Source organism: Quyinboa sediminis, assembly GCF_042219855.1.
GTDB lineage: Bacteria > Bacteroidota > Bacteroidia > Bacteroidales > UBA5342 > JBHJHP01.
In genome coordinates, this window is record NZ_JBHJHP010000001.1 from 174,908 (window position 1) to 192,281 (window position 17,374).

The following is a 17,374-nucleotide window of genomic DNA, read 5'->3' on the forward strand; positions in this document are numbered from 1 at the left end:
ATGGGTAAAGTATTAATTATTGGTGCAGGTGGAGTAGGAACTGTAGTGGCTCACAAGGTTGCTCAGAATCCTGAAGTATTTACGGAGGTAATGCTCGCTTCACGAACCGTTTCTAAATGTGATGCTATTAACGAGGCATGCGGTGGTACATTTAAAACTGCTCAGGTGGACGCTGACAATGTAGGCGAACTGGTAAACCTGATGAATAATTTCAAGCCGGATCTGGTTATTAATGTGGCTTTGCCATACCAGGATCTTCCAATTATGGATGCATGTCTTGAAGCAGGTGTTAACTATCTTGATACAGCCAACTATGAACCCAAGGATGAAGCAAAATTTGAGTATTCATGGCAATGGGCATATCAGGATAAATTTAAGGAAAAAGGTCTGACAGCCATTCTGGGCTGCGGATTTGATCCGGGAGTTACCAGTATTTTTACAGCATATGCTGCCAAACATCATTTCGATACCATTGAATATCTGGATATTGTGGATTGCAATGCAGGTGATCATGGTAAGGCTTTTGCCACCAACTTTAATCCGGAAATCAATATTCGTGAAGTAACCCAGAAAGGAAAATTCTGGAAAGACGGAAAGTGGGTATTGACAGAGCCTCATGAAATTCACCAGCCGGTAAATTATCCCAATATCGGACCTAAGGAGTCTTATCTCATCTATCATGAAGAACTGGAATCGCTCGTAAAAAATTTTCCTACCATAAAACAGGCTAGGTTCTGGATGACTTTTGGACAGGAATATCTGACACATTTACGTGTAATTCAGAATATTGGCATGGCCGGTATTGAACCCATTAAATTTAAAGGGATAGATATTGTTCCTTTGGAGTTTTTAAAAGCGGTTCTTCCTGATCCGGGTGAACTGGGAGAAAACTATACCGGTGAAACATCTATTGGCTGTAGGATAAAAGGTTTGAAAGGTGGAAATGAAAAGACCTATTATGTATATAATAACTGTAGCCACCAGGCCGCTTACGAAGAAACCGGCGCACAGGGAGTAAGCTATACAACCGGCGTACCTGCCATGATAGGAGCTATGATGTTCCTGCAGGGTAAATGGAAAAAACCGGGCGTATTCAATGTTGAGGAATTTGATCCCGATCCGTTTATGGATCAACTTAATAAACAGGGATTGCCCTGGCATGAGTTGCACGATGTTGATTTAGAACTTTAAAATATAATTAATCAGTGGTGCCCTAAACACCACTGATTTTTTCTTATATCCTTTATTATGGCTGACTATTCTTCCATTCCTTCACCGTGTTTTGTACTTGAAGAAACCAGATTCAGGAAAAACCTGCAATTGATTGCGGACATTTCCAAAGCTGCAGATGTGGAGTTTATCCTGGCATTCAAGGCTTTTTCTATGTGGAGCGCTTTTCCAATTGTCAGGGAATATGTAAAAGGTGCTACAGCCAGTTCCGTGTTTGAAGCGCAGCTCTGCTTTGAGGAGATGAAATCATTGGCGCACACCTACTCACCGGTTTATTCCGAAAAGGATATGGATAAAATTCTTGAATACAGCAGTCACATCACATTTAATTCTGTGGAACAGGCTAAACGTTTTATGCCAAAGGTTAACTCTGCCGATCACAAAATATCCTGTGGACTGCGTGTAAACCCTGAATATTCTGAGGTGGAAACAGCGCTTTATAATCCCTGTTCTCCAGGTTCGCGGCTTGGTGTTACAGCAGATCAGTTAAAGAATGGTTTACCGGATGAAATAGAAGGCCTGCATTTTCATGCGCTTTGTGAATCCAATTCATTTGATCTTAAAAACACACTGAATGCGTTGGAGATGCGATTCGGTCATTTGTTTGGCCAAATCAAATGGATCAACATGGGAGGAGGACATCTGGTGTCTCATAAGGATTATGATACCAATCACCTGATAGAAACCCTGAAGGATTTTAACGCCCGTACAGGTTTGAAAGTTATTATGGAACCGGGCAGTGCTTTTGCCTGGGAAACCGGTTTTTTGAAAACCACAGTTGAGGATATCGTTGAAAACAAAGGTATCAAAACCGCCATTATTGATGCCTCTTTTACCTGCCATATGCCGGATTGCCTCGAAATGCCCTATAAACCCAAAATTCGCGGTGCGTATCATGAACCGGTAAAAGGCAAGCCAACTTACAGAATTGGAGGAAACAGCTGCCTTGCCGGCGATTTCATGGGCGACTGGTCATTTGATAAACCATTAACGATAGGGGATACCCTGATTTTTGAGGACATGATTCATTATACGATGGTTAAAACAACCATGTTTAACGGTGTACCACATCCATCCATTGGCATTATTCACAACAACGATAACTTTGAACTGATCCGGACGTTCAACTACCAGGATTTTAAATCCCGTTTATCATAGTTATACCTCAGTTTGCAAGGCGTTGTAAGATGCTTGCTGCCATTCGTGTGTAACGAGTGGTCAGTTAACTTATATTTTTAGAAGGCTGGTTATTTGACCCGCCCTGGTTGATTTCAAATCTGCAAGCTTTGGATTTACTGCTCTCCCTAAACACGCTCTTCGATCGTGCCCAGGGAGGGTGATCAGAAAAGCGATTTTCGTTGGGATGCACTTGAATCATATTTGCTGGTCTATACAGTCCCTCTTTGTCATGTAGTGAAGCGAAATGAGAGAGAGGGTTATCTTGAATTTGACGGTGAAATACTATAGACTGGGGTGAATCACAAATATATGCTGATGAGCCTTGTTGCAAAAGGAGGTGTTAAACAGGGTTGCTATATTCTTAACACATTGATAATCTGTTTTAGTCTGAATGATTTTTCGATGAACGTTTTGAAAAAACTTCATCCGATTTCAGATTATTGTACTCATCAAATACAAAACGTTTGGAAAACATTATACCTAAAAACAGGTTGATGGAGCAGCCGGTAAAAATAGCCAGCATAATCATGATTTGGTATTTTATCGCTACCGCAGGAGAGCTTCCTCCAAGAATCTGACCGGTCATCATACCTGGTAAAGATATTAATCCGATAACGGACATGGTCGCAACCAATGGATTCAAAGCCTGTTTAACAGCTTCAGCTACAAACGGACGAAGGGAGAGCTGAATATTACCTGTATTGGTTAGCAGGAACTGATATAAACCGGCTTTTTCTGAAAGTTCTTTAAAATAGGTTCGTAAACCAACAATATTGTGGCGTAAGGCGTTCCCAATCACCATGCCGGTTATAGGAATAAAATACTGGGCATCAAACACGTAATCCAGTTTAATTACAAAACCCAGGAAAAACGTATCAATAATTATGAGGGAGGTAAGTGCCGAAATGAATAAGGGGACAACAAATCGTTTCCAGTTCAGTGACGCCCTTTTTATGGTGGTGAAAACGCCAACAAATATCATAATAAACACCCATAGTGAATTTAACCAGGCGCTGTTTTTATCGAAAACCCATTCCAGATATACCGCCACAAGCGAAAGTTGTATAACCATTCTTAAAGCGGCAATCAGAGTGCTTTTTACCAGTTTGATCCGGTAATAGAGCAGAAATGCAATAGGGAGAATCAGGATCAGGAATCCGGCAAGTAAGCGAAATATATTGATGTCCATCGCTGATTTCATAAGGCATAGGTTTTATCTGCGGATTTGATCCATAAAGGATGATGCGAGGCTGAAACTACAGTTGTGTCCTTAAGTTTGTTGACTGTATCGATCAGCTGTTGTATAGATGTTTCATCTAATGCTGCCGTTGGTTCATCCATAAGGATAATCGGTTTGCCCAGTGCAAAACAAATGGCAATCACTACGCGTTGCTTTTGTCCGATGCTTATTTTGTTGAAATCTTTATCCAGCATTTCAGGTTCAAGACCAAGCTGATGCATAAAATCTAAAATACTGGTGCGCCGTTCCTCTTCTCCCATCATTTTAACCAGCTCAAACCCATTATCAACCGGCATATTTATATTTTGAGGTATCCATGTAATCAGGTTTCTGATTTGTTTGATATTGGATGCTTCCAGAGATATACCATTAATAATTATTGTACCTGAATCTGGGATAACATATCCCTGTAGAAGTTTCAACAGTGTTGACTTTCCTTTACCTGAAATACCACTGATGCACAAATGTTCGTTTTGCCCGGTTTGGAAGGATAGATCGTTTAAGACTGGTTTCCCGTCAAACTGTACATTTATGTTTTTGCATTCAATCATCCAAATATCTGTTTGGGTATAAAAGAATTAAATTTATTGGTAAGATACCTAAAAAATATATGAAGTTACAGCGGAACGGATGAAAAATGAATAGCTGACAATGAAAAATGAACAGTGAATTCGTAATTGAATCTTGTGTCCTGGTTCTTGTATCTTGATTCTCACTTACGAATGCTTCAGCGCTTCGGCACCACCGGTAATTTCGAGTATTTCGTTGGTGATGGAAGCCTGACGTGCCTTGTTGTAAGTTAATGTAAGATCACGTAGTAAGGTTTGTGCGTTATCGGTAGCCTGTTGCATGGCCTGCATTCTAGCCGCATGTTCTGAAGTAAACGAGTTCAGCAATACCATATAGGCATGCATTTGTAACGCTTTGGGTATAATATCGTAGAGGATGTTTTCTTTGTTGGGCTCGTAGATATAATCGTGGTTAAGTTTATCCCCGTTTATCTCTTCCGGTTCAACCGGTAAAAAGTTTTCAAAGGTTACATCCAGACGACCTGCAGTTACAAATTTGGTGTAAGCAAAAATAATCTGATCGTACTTGCCACTGAGAAAATCAGCCGTCATCGTCTCTGATAAAACTTTTAACGATTCAAATGACAGTTCTTCAAAAAGCTCATCGTGAGATGACACTGCTTTTATGCCTCTGGTTTTAAGTAATTTTGAACCTTGCTTTCCAATAGAAATAAAATCTGTATGGCTGCCTGCAAATTCTGTCCGGACGTGTTCAAGGCTTGCCTTTACCAATCCCGAGTTAAATGCACCGCATAAACCTCTGTTTGAGGTTATAACAACCATAAGTATATTATCTGACTTTGGTTCATGAACGAGATACGGGAATTTTGTTCTGGTTTCTTCATCGCTTAAAAGATGTGCCAGAATCTCTTCTAGTTTGTTTGCGTAGGGACGGGAGCTAAGCAAAACATTCTGTGCTTTTTTCAGTTTGGCGGCAGATACCATTTTCATGGCACTGGTCACCTGCATGGTTGTTTTAACCGTGTTTATCCTTCCCCGTATCTCCTTTAAACCAGCCATGAATTATTTTTTATAGCCCTGTGCAACTTCCTGTGCAACAGTTTCTATGGTTTTAACAATATCATTGTCCTTTTCTGAAGGCCATTCACCACCTGCAATACGGTCGAGAATGTCTTTATGTTCCCTTTCCATTGTATCCAGAAAATCGGCTTCAAGTGCTTTGATATCTTTTACCGGAACATCTTTAAGCAAGGCATTTACACCACAATAAATAATCGCTACCTGCTGCTCAATGCGGAGTGGGTGATACTGAAGCTGTTTCAGAATTTCAACGTTTTTGGCACCTTTATCCAGAATACGCATGGTTGCCGGGTCAAGGTCTGAACCGAATTTTGCAAAAGCTTCCAGCTCCCGGTACTGAGCCTGATCAATTTTCAGTGTACCGGCGATCTTCTTCATTGGTTTGATCTGTGCATTACCACCAACCCTTGACACTGAGATACCAACATTAATGGCAGGACGGATACCTGCATTGAAAAGGTCGGCCTCCAGGAAAATCTGACCATCCGTGATTGAAATCACGTTAGTCGGAATATAACCGGATACGTCGCCGGCCTGAGTTTCAATAATAGGAAGTGCTGTCAGTGATCCACCGCCTTTAACTAATGGCTTTAAGGCTTCAGGCAGGTCATTCATCTGCCTGGCAATGTCATCGGAATCAATGATTTTTGCGGCGCGCTCCAGAAGTCTGGAATGCAGATAAAACACGTCACCCGGATAGGCTTCACGTCCCGGTGGGCGACGGAGCAGGAGGGAGACTTCACGGTATGAAACCGCCTGTTTTGATAGATCATCATAGATAACCAGTGCACTCCGTCCGGTATCCCTGAAAAATTCGCCAATTGTTGCACCGGCAAAAGGTGCATAGTATTGTAGTGCAGCAGAATCTGATGCGGTTGCAGAAACAATAACGGTATAATCAAGTGCTCCGTTTTCTTCCAGTGTTTTGGCAATATTGGCTACAGTAGAACCTTTCTGTCCTACAGCTACATATATACAGTAAACCGGATTACCTTTCTGATAAAACTCTTTCTGGTTGATAATGGTATCGATGGCTACAGCTGTCTTACCGGTCTGACGGTCACCAATAATAAGCTCCCGCTGACCACGGCCTATAGGTGTCATAGCATCTACAGCTTTTATTCCTGTCTGCAAAGGTTCTATTACCGGTTGGCGAAAAATAACGCCCGGTGCTTTACGTTCCAGTGGAAGATTATAAAAAGGACCATCAAGGGCACCTTTACCGTCAATAGGTTCACCCAAAGGATTGACCACACGACCCAACATGGATTCTGTAACATTGATGGAGGCAATTTTACCTGTTCTTTTTACAGTGTCACCTTCCTTAACATGTTCGGCCGAACCAAGAAGTACAACACCTACATTGTCGGATTCAAGGTTCAGTACAATACCCATCATGGAGCCAAAATCAACGAGTTCATTTGCCCCGGCGTTGTTTAACCCGTAAATACGGGCAATTCCATCACCGACCTCTAATACGGTACCGACTTCTTCCAGATCCGATTCATTCGTGAATCCTTCCAGTTGCTTTTTTAGTAATTCAGATATTTCTGATGGTCTGATTTCTGCCATTTCTGCACAATTTTTATCAGCTGTTGATCAGCGACTTTTTAATTTTTGCTAATTTACCCCGAATACTGGCATCCAGCTGAAGATCATCCACACGGAGAATAAAACCTCCTATAAGTTCGGGGTTGATTTTCTCTTCGAATTCCAGTTTGGATCCCATGCTCTTTTCCAGTTTCTGATATAGTTTTTTCTTAAAGGCCGGATCTGTTTCAATTGCTGTAGTAACAGTAGCTTTATGAATTCCCTTGGCCAACCTTACCGATTCGATATAATGGTACACGATGTTCAGTAACATGCTTTCCCTTTCATAATCGAAGACAAGGTCGAGAAAACTAAGTGTTAAAGCGTTCAGTTTGCCTTTAAAGAGTGCATGAATAACGGTTTTTTTCTTGGAAGGGGTAAGGGTGGTATTTTTCAGAAACTTTTTAAAGTCTTCGGATTCCTGAATTACACGAAGCAGTTGCTTCATATCTTCCAGAACCTGGTCTTCCAGTTTTTTTTCGGCGGCCAGTTCCCTCAGGGCTTTACAATACCGTACTCTTACTCTGCTGTTATCCATGCTTAATTAAAATTAGCTTTATCCAGCATCTTGTTGATAATCTCTTCATGTTTCTTTGTGGTATCAATTTCTGATTCCAGAATTTTTGATGCCATATCAATAGAGATGACTGCAAGTTGCTGTTTCAGGCTTTCCACAGCCTTTTGTTTTTCAGCTTCAAAATCTTTTTTCGCTGATTCAACAATTTTTTCTGCTTCTTGTTTTGCTTTTACCTTAGCTTCTCTGATTATTTCTACCTGGGTTGCTTTGCCCTCATCGATGAGTCTGAGTTTTTCACTTTTTGCATCACGTACAATCATTTCCTTATCCTGTTCCAGCGATGCGAGTTCGATACGAGCCTGCTCTGCTGCCTTTAAACTGTCGTTTATATTGGCTTCACGCAGATGAACTGCTTTCAGAATAGGCTTCCATGCGAACTTCCCAAGAAGTGTCATCAACAGAAGGAATACAATGGTAGTCCAAAAAATTAACCCTATGCCAGGTGTTATCAGATCCATGGTTTATGAGTTCAATAGAGCTACAACTACAGCAAATAAGGCAACACCTTCGATCAGGGCCGCAGAAATAATCATCGCTGTCTGGATTTTACCACTGGCTTCCGGCTGGCGTGCAATACCTTCCATTGCGGAAGAACCAATTTTACCAATTCCATAACCGGCTCCTATCGCTGCCAGTCCGGCTCCAATTGCTGCTAAACTAATTCCGTCCATAATAAAAAATTTAAATTTTATACGTTATTTATATTAATGATGTTTTTGTACTGCCATTCCTATGAACAATGCGGATAGCATTGTAAAAATAAAGGCCTGTAAAAATGCAACCAGAATTTCCAGAAGGCTCATAAATAAGCCAAACGGAACAGATACCGATGCAAATCCTGCGGACCTGAAAATAAATATTATCGATATTAAACTTAAAATAATGATATGTCCTGCTGTGATATTCGCAAATAAACGAACCATCAGGGCAAAAGGCTTTGTAAATATACCTATAACTTCAACAATAATCAGGATCGGTAAAACAAATACCGGCACATCAGGTGTCGCAAATATATGTTTCCAGTAATCCTTCGAACCATTTATATTGGTGATGATTAACGTAAACAGTGCCAATGTCATGGTTACAGCAATGTTTCCCGTAACATTTGATGCTCCCGGGAAGATGGGGATTAATCCCAACAAATTGTTTATAAGGATAAAAAAGAAAACGGTTAACAGATAGACGATATATTTATCTGCATCCTTTTTACCCATATTGGGTAATACGATTTCATCGCGTACAAACAGAATGACAGGTTCCATAAATCCTGCAAGACCTCTGGGGGCAGTGTTTGGATTTTTCTTGTAAAACCGTGCTACAGAAATAAAAATCCATAACAGCAACAGGGAACTGATCAGTATGGCAGCCACATTTCTGGTGATAGAAAAATCGAGTGGCTTTTCATCCAGTTCTCCATGATCGGCACGCCCACCATGTAAAACATATATAGTTTCATGATGTAACACATATGTTCTGTCACCTTTAATTACTTCTTCTTCACCGTGATGAAATGCGGAGGACATAAAAATATCCAGATGGCCATTATAAAGAAGGATTACAGGTAAAGGTATTGCAACATCGTGTTCAACACCTTTCTTATCTTTGTAGGAAAGAATATGCCAGCTGTGAGCGTCTTTGATGTGATGCATGATCAGCTCATTGACATTAAATTCAACTTCCTCATCGCCAATAGAAAATTCTTCCTGATCAGAGGCATATATCACGCTTCCGAAAAGCAGTGAAAATAAGATGATAAAAGTGACTTTAAATCTGTTCAATGCTATAAAAGTTTCTAAAAATTGACTGAGCAAAAGTGCTAAAAAATTCAGTTAATAAAAAATTAAAAACATAAATTTTTCAGTAATGCAATTCTCCCTGATTATACCTGGTTTAATTACAGATTATACTTTTGTCATTTAAAACAACGATATTGTCATTTTGTTAAATTAATTATCTTTGAAATGCTAAAAATTTTAACAAAATGAGAAAAGGTCTACTTTGTTTTCTGTTTATTGCATTGTCAATGAGTTTTTTAACTCTGAATGCTCAGGATGAAAAAAAATCAGATTCCAGGGTGAAAACCGGATGGAATTTTGGCGCTCTTCCCGCAGTAACGTATAATACTGATCTTGGGTTTCAGTACGGCGGTCTGGTCAATTTCTTTAACTATGGTGATGGAACAACATATCCGGACTATCTGCATAATATTTACCTCGAAGTTTCCCGTTATACAAAGGGGAGTGGGATTTACAGATTGTCGTACGATTCTGAATACTTAATTCCGGGGATGAGGGTTACCTCCGATCTTGCCTATCTTCCTGATATGGCATTTAATTTCTTTGGGTTTAATGGCTATGAGGCCTTATATAATCAGTCGTGGATTGATGACCAGAGCCCGGATTATAAAACCAGGATGTTCTACAAAATGCAGAATAATACATTCCGGTTTAAAACAGATTTTCAGTTTCCGCTGGCCGGGGAAAAGTTACTGGGACTTGTTGGTTTTAACCTGCAACAATATACAATATCGACGGTGGATATAGACCGGCTGAACAGAGGGAAATCAACAAATTTACTTCCTGATACTGCTACCTTGTACGATCAGTATGTGAATTGGGGTATAATTGGAAGTAATGAGAAAAATGGTGGTTTTATTCCATTATTAAAGGCAGGACTGGTGTATGATACACGGGATAATGAACCGAATCCGATGCATGGAATCTGGACGGAAGCCTTCATCTTCGGAGCGCCAAAATTTTTGGGTGCTGAATCCGGTTTTGTCAAGTTTAATATCACCCACCGGCAATATTTTACGCTTATTGAACGTGATCTGTCACTGGCTTACCGCCTAAGTTACCAGGGAACACTCTCGGGTAAAGTTCCGTTTTACTACCAACCGCAGATAGAAACATCCAAAATGAAAGATCAGGTAGGTCTCGGAGGAAGTAAAACATTACGTGGCATACAGCGTGCCAGGGTTATTGGTGATGGATTTGTTTATGGTAACGTGGAATTGCGATGGAAGCCGGTCCATTTCAACTGGATCAACCAGAAGTTTTACATCGGACTGAATGCCTTTACCGATTTTGGTCAGGTAGTACAGAAAGTAGACGTGAAACGTAATTTTGATACATGGAGTATGCCATTGCCTCAGGGATACTTCGATTTTGGGGCTGAATCATTACACGTGAGTTACGGTCTTGGATTACGAATAGCAATGAACCAGAACTTTGTGATTGCTGTGGATTTTGGTAAGGCCGTAAACAAGCAGGATGGAAATACCGGCTTATATATTGGGCTTGATTACCTGTTTTAAAATATTGTAGCTAAGCACTTCGCTGATTAAATATAAAAACAGAAAAAAGGCTGCCATAGGGCAGCCTTTTTTAATCATTTAATTTCCGGTCTGGACTGAAACAATTTATGAAACAGTTTATCCGTGCCGGATTCAAAGTATGTGTTTTTATTTTCTGATGAGCTGATGATATGTTTTGAGTCTGCTGTATAGCCTTTAATTTCTATAGGATGAGTCAACCCATCGCCTTCGATGGTCATGCTGTAGGTTGGTTGTGTAACCACGGCATTATCATAGAAGTTGCGCGAATTTAAATGTTGAAGTGAATTGAGATAAGTTGCTACGGAGGCAGAATCTGCTTCCTGGCCGTTCATCAACCATAAATTCCCTTGTTTTTCAAGTGTGAATGAGCTATCCATCGGAGCTGTTACCGTTATTTTGTTCCACTCATTCATATTTCCCTTAATTACTACAGGATCGCGCATGAATTTAATATCACGGTCAAACAACATGGATAAATAACCGTCCACAGCATAAATTTCCCTGTTATTTCCTGATCTTACAAAGGAGGTCATTGTTCCCTGCTGTTGCCGGTATTGGTTCTGTCCCTGATTTTTCGGTTGGCTATAACTGAACTTACCGATATAGAGATCAGCCAGTTCCTTACCATTCGTGTCATTAATAATGATGCGGGTTGCCAGGGAATCTGATACTTTGTATTCATTCCATTTATCTTTGCTGTTTGCTACGATACGTTCGGCTTTAACCGTGCTGATCTGATTCAAAATAGCGTTTATGGCATCCGGTGCCACATTGTAGGTAATCCCTTCGCTTTCAAAATTCCATCGATCATCATTTTTTGTAAATGTGACCGGGACTTCCGGCTTATTTTTAGTGTATAAAACAAATGATCCGATATTGTCCTGATCAACAGCAACAATATTACTGTTAAATGAACTGTTTGTTTTGTCCTTACTGTCAAAAACTTCAACCGCTACAACAATTATAAGCAGGATCACAAAAATTCCAAGCAGTTGCTTCAGATTAAATTTACTAAACATAATCTTCCTCCATTCTTTTTATCCGGCGGATCCGGTTACGTTGAGATCTGAAAATACCATAAATCACAATAAGCAGAATCGGGAGCAGGAAGTTCAGCCACTTCAGCAACGACTTCGTGCTGTCTTCAACCTGGTCAAGTAATCTGGCAGTGATGCCTTTTGTGCGCAAATCAATCAGACCTGTATCATCGCTGAGCCAGTCCACCGAATTAACCAGCAGGTTTACATTATCAGCATTGATTTGTCTCTGACGCTGACCATCGCCATTAATCGGAAATTCTCCATCTGTGAAAACAACCATTTTGGAGGCTGTATTTCCCGCGAGTTTTCCAGAAAAAATACCTCCAACCGGTATATTGGACTCCGGAAAATCCTTCTCATTCCATTTTTTCTCAATATTAAAGTATACAGGAGTGGGAACGGCGTTACTCTTGTTTCCGGTCATAACGAGAGGAGTAAAGCTCACCGTCGAATCCCCATTATAATTCAGTGGACTTACAAACTGAAATATTACAGCTTCCAGACCGGATGTGATGGGATTATCCGCAAATTTATTTACGATGGGGAAATACGGAAATTTGATTTGTGAGCTGTAGGTCATAAAACCGTTGTTCTGCTGAACGGAAATATTACCGCAGGTAGCATCCGTAATCATTTCTGCAGGTACCTGAATCCCTTTGCCGGCCAGCCAGGTTTCAAGTCCTGTTGTTTTTGCTTTTCCCATAACAGATTGAAAATCGCCCTCCACACGGTCGAATGCTAAAAGGAGATGCCCCCCGTTTGCAAGATAGTTGTCAAGCATATCCAGCTGTGTTTGTTTGATGGAATCTTCCGGGCGAACCATGACCAGTGTTTTGTAAACGGATAGGTCCGTAGAGTCGGTCATATTAACCGGTTCAATTTTATATAAAACATCCAGTTGTTTTACTGCCTGACTCATAGAGGATATGGATGCTTCACCGTGTCCCTGTAAAAAACCAATAACCGGTTTATCTGTGGCTATAAGCTTTTTGATGGACGTTGAGAGTGAGTATTCCATTGCTGAGCCCGATTGAATAACAGGTATCACTTCTGTTTGATCCTGGTATGATACTACAGCTCCAAGGTAGGCTTTCTTTTGTACAGTCTGGTCTTTTTCTCGTTGCTGGATTAAAATCGGCTGAATGCCCTTCTGCATGGCTTCACGTTCCGTGGCATCATCTTTCCCGGGATTTTTAAATTCGTAGGCAATGTTCCCACCGGAGCGGTTTACATATTCAATCAGCATGTCTTTAAATTCCTTTCTAACCTTTCCAACTTCAGGAGGAAGGTCCTCGGAAAAATATGCAGTAATTGTAATCGGTTCCGGTATCTCCTTTAATATCGTTTTTGTGGCATCACTCAGGGTGTAGCGTTTATCGGCAGTCAGGTCCATTCGGACAAAGAACCGGCTTGCCAGGATGTTTATAAGGATGAGTACACCCAGTATGATCAGCAATGCGTATATCGTTTTACTTTTTTTATTCATGATGCTTCTCTTTTTAATTAGTGCTTCGTTTTGCCAGCATGGATTCAGCTGCTATCAGACCACCGAATATTATCGTAAGGAAATAAACGATATCCTTGGAGTCGATCACACCCCTTGTAATGGATTCATAATGGGTGTTTAAATCCAGATAGTTAAAAATTTCAGCTGTCATGCCGGATGTTGCACGGGTGAGAAAACCAAAAATTATATGAAACAGAATTCCAATAGCCAGTGCAATCAGTATGGCAACTATCTGATTGTTGGTAAGACTGCTTGCAAAGAGGCCGATACTGATATATGAAGCCGACATAAGCAGTAAGCCCAGATAACCGCTCCATACCTCTCCGTGATCAACCTGACCAAGGTTGGCTACAGTGATATAGTAGGGAATAGTGAGCACAAGTGTGATGGCAATGAGTAAAAAAGTAGATAAAAATTTACCAGCCACAACCTGCCAGTCACTGACTGCTTTGGTTAGCAATAACTCTATGGTACCGGTTTTTTGTTCTTCTGCCAGCAAACGCATGGTTAGCATTGGTATAAAAAAGAACAGTGACCAGTAGGCTATATTAAAAAATGCACCCAGACTTGCCTGATTTATAAAAAATACATCAGAACCGCTGATCCAGGTGAAAAAACCTGTAAAACCTAAAAAAAGTATGATCATAATATAGGCCATGAGTGAATCGAAAAACGATCTCAATTCCCTTTTGGCAATGATCCATATCTTGTTCATATCAAAAGTGTTTTTAATTTTTAATTCATGGTTACTTCACGGAAAACATCTTCAAGTTTAGTTTCAATTGGAGTCATTTCAGTAAGAATCCAACCATTTTCCACACATAAATTAAAAATGGCTTTTCTTGAAGACATGTCCGGTTTACTCTGAATTTCAAATGCATGTTCATCATTTGGATAATAATCGCATACCTGAACGGAAGGAAGTTCTTTCAGCGCTTTAAATACCTCGTTTTTCTTACCCTCATCTATGCAGACTTTAATCACTTCATTTCCCTGTGCCTGTTTACGCAGCGACTCAGCAGTTCCGTCCGCAACAATTTTACCGTTGTTGATGATCAGGATTCTGTCGCAGGTGGCTTCTACTTCAGCAAGAATATGAGAACTGAGAATGACAGTTTTTTCTTTCCCGATCTGTCTGATCAGTTCACGGATCTCCACAATCTGGTTCGGGTCGAGGCCTGTGGTTGGCTCATCAAGAATAAGAACATCCGGATCATGAATAAGCGCCTGTGCAAGTCCTACACGTTGACGGTATCCTTTGGAAAGTTCACCAATCTTTTTGTGTTTCTCATGACTCAGGCCACAAACCCGGATCATTTCCCTGACCCGGTCGTTGATACCCGGTTTTTCCACTCCCTGCAGTTCGGCAACAAATTTAAGATAGTCAATAACGCCCATTTCGAGGTAGAGTGGATTATTTTCAGGCAGATAGCCAATCCGTTTCTTTACTTCGTCTGCCTGGTCATTCACTGAATACCCTCCGACTTTAATCGTACCCTGGTTCGGCGTGAGATAACAGGTGATGGCTTTCATCGTTGTGGTTTTACCAGCACCGTTTGGACCAAGAAAACCAAGAACCTCACCTGTGTGAACCTTAAATGAGATGTTGTCAACTGCTTTTTGGCTACCATATACCTTGGTAACATTTTCAACAGTAATGTCCATAATATCTAAAGGTTGTTTAAACAAAATGCGACCGAAATTATTAAAAATTGAAACGTATAATTTTTGGTTTAACTAAAATTAACTACTTTAAGGCAATAAGCCGGTTTTTAAATAATTTTTAGGCCAGCAAGCCTTATTTTAGCAGTTATTTAGATTTATGAAATGCAGATTATGCCATGCAGAGAGTAATAAATACTATGTTCAGGGGGAACGTATTTTTTACCAGTGTGTTAGGTGCAGATCCATCCAGGTCCATCATCAAATGCTTCCATCTGCATCACAGGAAAAGGAAAGATACGGCCTGCACCAAAACTCTTCCTCAGATTCAGGCTATGTAAGTTTCTTACGTCCGTTAATTGATGTTGCTATGAAATACCATAGTAAAAATGATACAGGACTGGATTTTGGTTCAGGACCGGAACCTGTATTGACGGAGTTGCTGCAACATGAAGGCTACGCAGTCGAAGCTTACGATCCCATTTTTAAGAATGATTCTGTATTGCTTACTGAAGAATATGATTTTATTATTTGTTGTGAAGTAGCTGAGCATTTTCATGATCCGGCATCAGAGTTTTTCAAGCTGAGCAAAATGCTCAAAAGGGGTGGATCACTTTTCATTAAAACTCATCTGTTCACCGCAGATGTTGATTTTCCAGCGTGGTGGTATAAAAATGATATAACGCATGTATTTTTTTATACTTCAGAGGCATTGGAGTATATAAAACATACTTACAATTTCAGTGGACTTCAAATGGAAAGTAACGTTATACGGTTCATAAAATAAAGTGGCTGGCTAAAAAGAAATATTAGGTATAAACTTTCCTTACGAATTGTAGCCAGCTTTTTAATAACTACCTCTAAATCCCTTTGCGCCTTCGCCATAGCTTTGGCGAGACGCGGAAAAGGGACCAATGACCTTCCACTTTAGCGGAGTCCCGATAGCTTTAGAGGTAGGAGGGGTAAAATAAAGATTACTTTCAATTTATACGTTTCTAGTATTTTTATTTGTCTTTCTGAACAGACTGCTTAAACGTAAGGCATTCACCCTGAGGCGGGTGTTGGATATCGATTATTTTAATGGTTACAAGAATGTTCATGATGGCCATGTTCGTGGTGGTTATGGTGACTCTCGCATCCAATGCCGGAATCCATCAGGTAACCGGATGTATATGCTTTAATAACTTCATCGGGATTACCATGACATCCGCGAATAACTTCAATACCCGCAGCTGAAAGCTTATTTAAGGCACCATCTCCCATATTGCCGGCAAGCATTTTAGTTACACCCTGCTCTTTCAATAATTCAGTCAGGTTGGATTTACACCCACATCCCTGAGGTGAATCCATCATGGATTTTGCTTCTATTTTACCGTTATTTACAACGTAAACAGTAAAGAATTTACAGTGTCCAAAGTGATCATCCACTTTTTCACCTCTTGTAGGAATAGCTATTTTCATCTCTTTAAACGTTATAATTTTAATTTGTCAATGTTTATTTTATTTGTGTCTACAATAATTAACTGAATATATTGTTTCCGTGCTGCTTCCTGTACATGAACCCCAAAATCACCGGCTATCAGCTTTGATATGCCAAGTGCCTTCAGGTAGTTCACTGCATGTATTCCGGCATCTTCAATGGTCATTTGGTATGGATTTGAAATCAACTCCCGTGTTTTATTCTCACTGTCAATAACCATAAATTTTTTGCATCTTACAAAATGATCACAAACCTTGTTCTCGTCTTTATCTGAAACCGATATTGCTGTTTTCATTTTTACTCAATTGAAAGATTATACACATTGTCTGCATTACAAACCGGACATGATACTGTGGTCAAATTAACTGGCTGATTAAATCTTGATTTACAATCAATACATTCATACCAATGATCAGCAAAAATGGCCTGGCCTCCTTCAATCTTTAGTTGCCGGGCTTCAGTAAAGGCCGTTGCAATTTTTCTGCGCGCACTATCATAGATTCGTGTTAGAGTTGGGCGGGACACTTCCATTAATTCTGATGCATCAGACTGTGTCATCCCTTCATAGTCCAGCAAACGGATGCATTCATATTCTTCATGAAAAAGCTGCACAGGATCCTTTAGAATACCGTAATACCCAAAAGGATTCATTCCTTTTATTCTTGGGGGATTACTGATTTTACGCAACCGTTTTGGTCTGGACATCTAATTTTTTTTGCAAATATAATGAACATATGTTCATAAAACAATAAAATTACCAGTTTTTCTGAGGAATGATTCTTTTTAAAATAACTTGTAGATAACATAAAATTAATATATATTTGTTATTGATTTAATTTTACTTAACCTGAAGTGATATTAAAAAGATTTTATATTACCTTGATTGTGTGGTGCTTTTGCAGTTTGAACTTATTGCACGCAC

General features: G+C 40.0%; 19 protein-coding genes. 4 read left to right on the top strand and 15 right to left on the bottom strand.

What is annotated here, in order from left to right; all coding sequences use genetic code 11:
* Together ACE1EF_RS00860 and nspC are read left to right on the top strand one after the other, a co-directional pair.
* Complete coding sequence (locus tag ACE1EF_RS00860; protein ID WP_375718706.1) at positions 1-1,191, top strand: saccharopine dehydrogenase family protein; 1,191 nt, start codon at positions 1-3, stop codon at positions 1,189-1,191.
* A gap of 57 nt (positions 1,192-1,248) precedes the next feature.
* Positions 1,249-2,388: a carboxynorspermidine decarboxylase gene (nspC, locus tag ACE1EF_RS00865; RefSeq protein ID WP_375718707.1), complete on the top strand. Its 1,140-nt coding sequence runs from the start codon at positions 1,249-1,251 to the stop codon at positions 2,386-2,388.
* A gap of 403 nt (positions 2,389-2,791) precedes the next feature.
* Here nspC and ACE1EF_RS00870 read toward each other — a convergent pair whose 3' ends face one another.
* The 8 genes from ACE1EF_RS00870 to atpB all read right to left on the bottom strand — a co-directional run bounded on the left by ACE1EF_RS00870 (position 2,792) and on the right by atpB (position 9,204).
* Entirely contained in the window at positions 2,792-3,610 is an 819-nt protein-coding gene (locus ACE1EF_RS00870; RefSeq protein WP_375718708.1) for an ABC transporter permease, read from the bottom strand.
* Positions 3,607-4,200: an ABC transporter ATP-binding protein gene (locus ACE1EF_RS00875; RefSeq protein ID WP_375718709.1), complete on the bottom strand. Its 594-nt coding sequence runs from the start codon at positions 4,198-4,200 to the stop codon at positions 3,607-3,609. Before ACE1EF_RS00875 ends, ACE1EF_RS00870 begins: the two co-directional genes overlap by 4 nt.
* Positions 4,201-4,365: 165 nt before the next feature.
* Positions 4,366-5,238 carry an ATP synthase F1 subunit gamma gene (atpG, locus tag ACE1EF_RS00880; RefSeq protein ID WP_375718710.1) on the bottom strand — a complete coding sequence of 291 codons (873 nt, stop codon included), beginning with the start codon at positions 5,236-5,238 and terminating at the stop codon, positions 4,366-4,368.
* A gap of 3 nt (positions 5,239-5,241) precedes the next feature.
* Positions 5,242-6,831 (bottom strand): F0F1 ATP synthase subunit alpha, encoded by a 1,590-nt coding sequence (atpA, locus tag ACE1EF_RS00885; RefSeq protein WP_375718711.1) that lies wholly within the window; start codon positions 6,829-6,831, stop codon positions 5,242-5,244.
* A gap of 16 nt (positions 6,832-6,847) precedes the next feature.
* Positions 6,848-7,387, bottom strand: a complete 540-nt coding sequence (gene atpH / locus ACE1EF_RS00890) for an ATP synthase F1 subunit delta (protein ID WP_375718712.1) — start codon at positions 7,385-7,387, stop codon at positions 6,848-6,850.
* Positions 7,388-7,389: 2 nt separating this feature from the next.
* Positions 7,390-7,884: a F0F1 ATP synthase subunit B gene (gene atpF / locus ACE1EF_RS00895; protein ID WP_375718713.1), complete on the bottom strand. Its 495-nt coding sequence runs from the start codon at positions 7,882-7,884 to the stop codon at positions 7,390-7,392.
* 3 nt (positions 7,885-7,887) lie between these two features.
* Entirely contained in the window at positions 7,888-8,097 is a 210-nt protein-coding gene (gene atpE / locus ACE1EF_RS00900) for an ATP synthase F0 subunit C (RefSeq protein WP_375718714.1), read from the bottom strand.
* Between the two features lie 33 nt (positions 8,098-8,130).
* Positions 8,131-9,204, bottom strand: coding sequence for a F0F1 ATP synthase subunit A (gene atpB, locus ACE1EF_RS00905; RefSeq protein ID WP_375718715.1), 1,074 nt, complete (start codon positions 9,202-9,204; stop codon positions 8,131-8,133).
* Between the two features lie 203 nt (positions 9,205-9,407).
* Between atpB and omp85 the strand changes: the two genes are divergently transcribed.
* Positions 9,408-10,742 (top strand): Omp85 family outer membrane protein, encoded by a 1,335-nt coding sequence (omp85, locus tag ACE1EF_RS00910; RefSeq protein ID WP_375718716.1) that lies wholly within the window; start codon positions 9,408-9,410, stop codon positions 10,740-10,742.
* A 74-nt stretch (positions 10,743-10,816) separates the two neighbouring features.
* Here omp85 and ACE1EF_RS00915 read toward each other — a convergent pair whose 3' ends face one another.
* From ACE1EF_RS00915 to ACE1EF_RS00930, 4 genes are read right to left on the bottom strand one after another with little or no spacing between them, the layout of a single operon-like run.
* A complete protein-coding gene (locus ACE1EF_RS00915; RefSeq protein WP_375718717.1) occupies positions 10,817-11,782 on the bottom strand; it encodes a DUF4340 domain-containing protein in 966 nt (321 codons plus the stop codon).
* Positions 11,775-13,289, bottom strand: a complete 1,515-nt coding sequence (locus ACE1EF_RS00920) for a GldG family protein (RefSeq protein ID WP_375718718.1) — start codon at positions 13,287-13,289, stop codon at positions 11,775-11,777. Before ACE1EF_RS00920 ends, ACE1EF_RS00915 begins: the two co-directional genes overlap by 8 nt.
* A 13-nt stretch (positions 13,290-13,302) precedes the next feature.
* Positions 13,303-14,025, bottom strand: a complete 723-nt coding sequence (locus ACE1EF_RS00925; protein WP_375718719.1) for an ABC transporter permease — start codon at positions 14,023-14,025, stop codon at positions 13,303-13,305.
* Between the two features lie 20 nt (positions 14,026-14,045).
* Positions 14,046-14,975, bottom strand: coding sequence for an ATP-binding cassette domain-containing protein (locus ACE1EF_RS00930; protein WP_375718720.1), 930 nt, complete (start codon positions 14,973-14,975; stop codon positions 14,046-14,048).
* 157 nt (positions 14,976-15,132) lie between these two features.
* Here ACE1EF_RS00930 and ACE1EF_RS00935 point away from each other — a divergent pair, with 157 nt between their 5' ends.
* Positions 15,133-15,759, top strand: a complete 627-nt coding sequence (locus ACE1EF_RS00935) for a class I SAM-dependent methyltransferase (protein WP_375718721.1) — start codon at positions 15,133-15,135, stop codon at positions 15,757-15,759.
* Between the two features lie 290 nt (positions 15,760-16,049).
* On the opposite strand, the gene ACE1EF_RS00940 is transcribed toward ACE1EF_RS00935, so the two are convergent.
* Genes ACE1EF_RS00940 through ACE1EF_RS00950 form a run of 3 tightly spaced genes read right to left on the bottom strand, consistent with a single transcriptional unit; the run spans position 16,050 to position 17,157 of the window.
* Positions 16,050-16,433, bottom strand: a complete 384-nt coding sequence (locus ACE1EF_RS00940) for a NifB/NifX family molybdenum-iron cluster-binding protein (protein ID WP_375718722.1) — start codon at positions 16,431-16,433, stop codon at positions 16,050-16,052.
* A gap of 11 nt (positions 16,434-16,444) precedes the next feature.
* Positions 16,445-16,747, bottom strand: coding sequence for a NifB/NifX family molybdenum-iron cluster-binding protein (locus ACE1EF_RS00945; protein WP_375718723.1), 303 nt, complete (start codon positions 16,745-16,747; stop codon positions 16,445-16,447).
* Positions 16,748-16,749: 2 nt separating this feature from the next.
* Complete coding sequence (locus ACE1EF_RS00950; RefSeq protein WP_375718724.1) at positions 16,750-17,157, bottom strand: DUF134 domain-containing protein; 408 nt, start codon at positions 17,155-17,157, stop codon at positions 16,750-16,752.
* Positions 17,158-17,374 lie beyond the last annotated feature (217 nt).

Coding starts and splice junctions, on each gene's coding strand:
- ACE1EF_RS00925 (WP_375718719.1), bottom strand. CDS start 14,025: ATGAACAAGATATGGATCATTGCCAAAAGGGAATTGAGATCGTTTTTC.
- ACE1EF_RS00875 (WP_375718709.1), bottom strand. CDS start 4,200: ATGATTGAATGCAAAAACATAAATGTACAGTTTGACGGGAAACCAGTC.
- atpA (WP_375718711.1), bottom strand. CDS start 6,831: ATGGCAGAAATCAGACCATCAGAAATATCTGAATTACTAAAAAAGCAA.
- atpG (WP_375718710.1), bottom strand. CDS start 5,238: ATGGCTGGTTTAAAGGAGATACGGGGAAGGATAAACACGGTTAAAACA.
- ACE1EF_RS00915 (WP_375718717.1), bottom strand. CDS start 11,782: ATGTTTAGTAAATTTAATCTGAAGCAACTGCTTGGAATTTTTGTGATC.
- ACE1EF_RS00945 (WP_375718723.1), bottom strand. CDS start 16,747: ATGAAAACAGCAATATCGGTTTCAGATAAAGACGAGAACAAGGTTTGT.
- omp85 (WP_375718716.1), top strand. CDS start 9,408: ATGAGAAAAGGTCTACTTTGTTTTCTGTTTATTGCATTGTCAATGAGT.
- atpE (WP_375718714.1), bottom strand. CDS start 8,097: ATGGACGGAATTAGTTTAGCAGCAATTGGAGCCGGACTGGCAGCGATA.
- ACE1EF_RS00940 (WP_375718722.1), bottom strand. CDS start 16,433: ATGAAAATAGCTATTCCTACAAGAGGTGAAAAAGTGGATGATCACTTT.
- nspC (WP_375718707.1), top strand. CDS start 1,249: ATGGCTGACTATTCTTCCATTCCTTCACCGTGTTTTGTACTTGAAGAA.
- atpF (WP_375718713.1), bottom strand. CDS start 7,884: ATGGATCTGATAACACCTGGCATAGGGTTAATTTTTTGGACTACCATT.
- ACE1EF_RS00870 (WP_375718708.1), bottom strand. CDS start 3,610: ATGAAATCAGCGATGGACATCAATATATTTCGCTTACTTGCCGGATTC.
- ACE1EF_RS00920 (WP_375718718.1), bottom strand. CDS start 13,289: ATGAATAAAAAAAGTAAAACGATATACGCATTGCTGATCATACTGGGT.
- ACE1EF_RS00930 (WP_375718720.1), bottom strand. CDS start 14,975: ATGGACATTACTGTTGAAAATGTTACCAAGGTATATGGTAGCCAAAAA.
- ACE1EF_RS00950 (WP_375718724.1), bottom strand. CDS start 17,157: ATGTCCAGACCAAAACGGTTGCGTAAAATCAGTAATCCCCCAAGAATA.
- ACE1EF_RS00935 (WP_375718721.1), top strand. CDS start 15,133: ATGAAATGCAGATTATGCCATGCAGAGAGTAATAAATACTATGTTCAG.
- atpH (WP_375718712.1), bottom strand. CDS start 7,387: ATGGATAACAGCAGAGTAAGAGTACGGTATTGTAAAGCCCTGAGGGAA.
- ACE1EF_RS00860 (WP_375718706.1), top strand. CDS start 1: ATGGGTAAAGTATTAATTATTGGTGCAGGTGGAGTAGGAACTGTAGTG.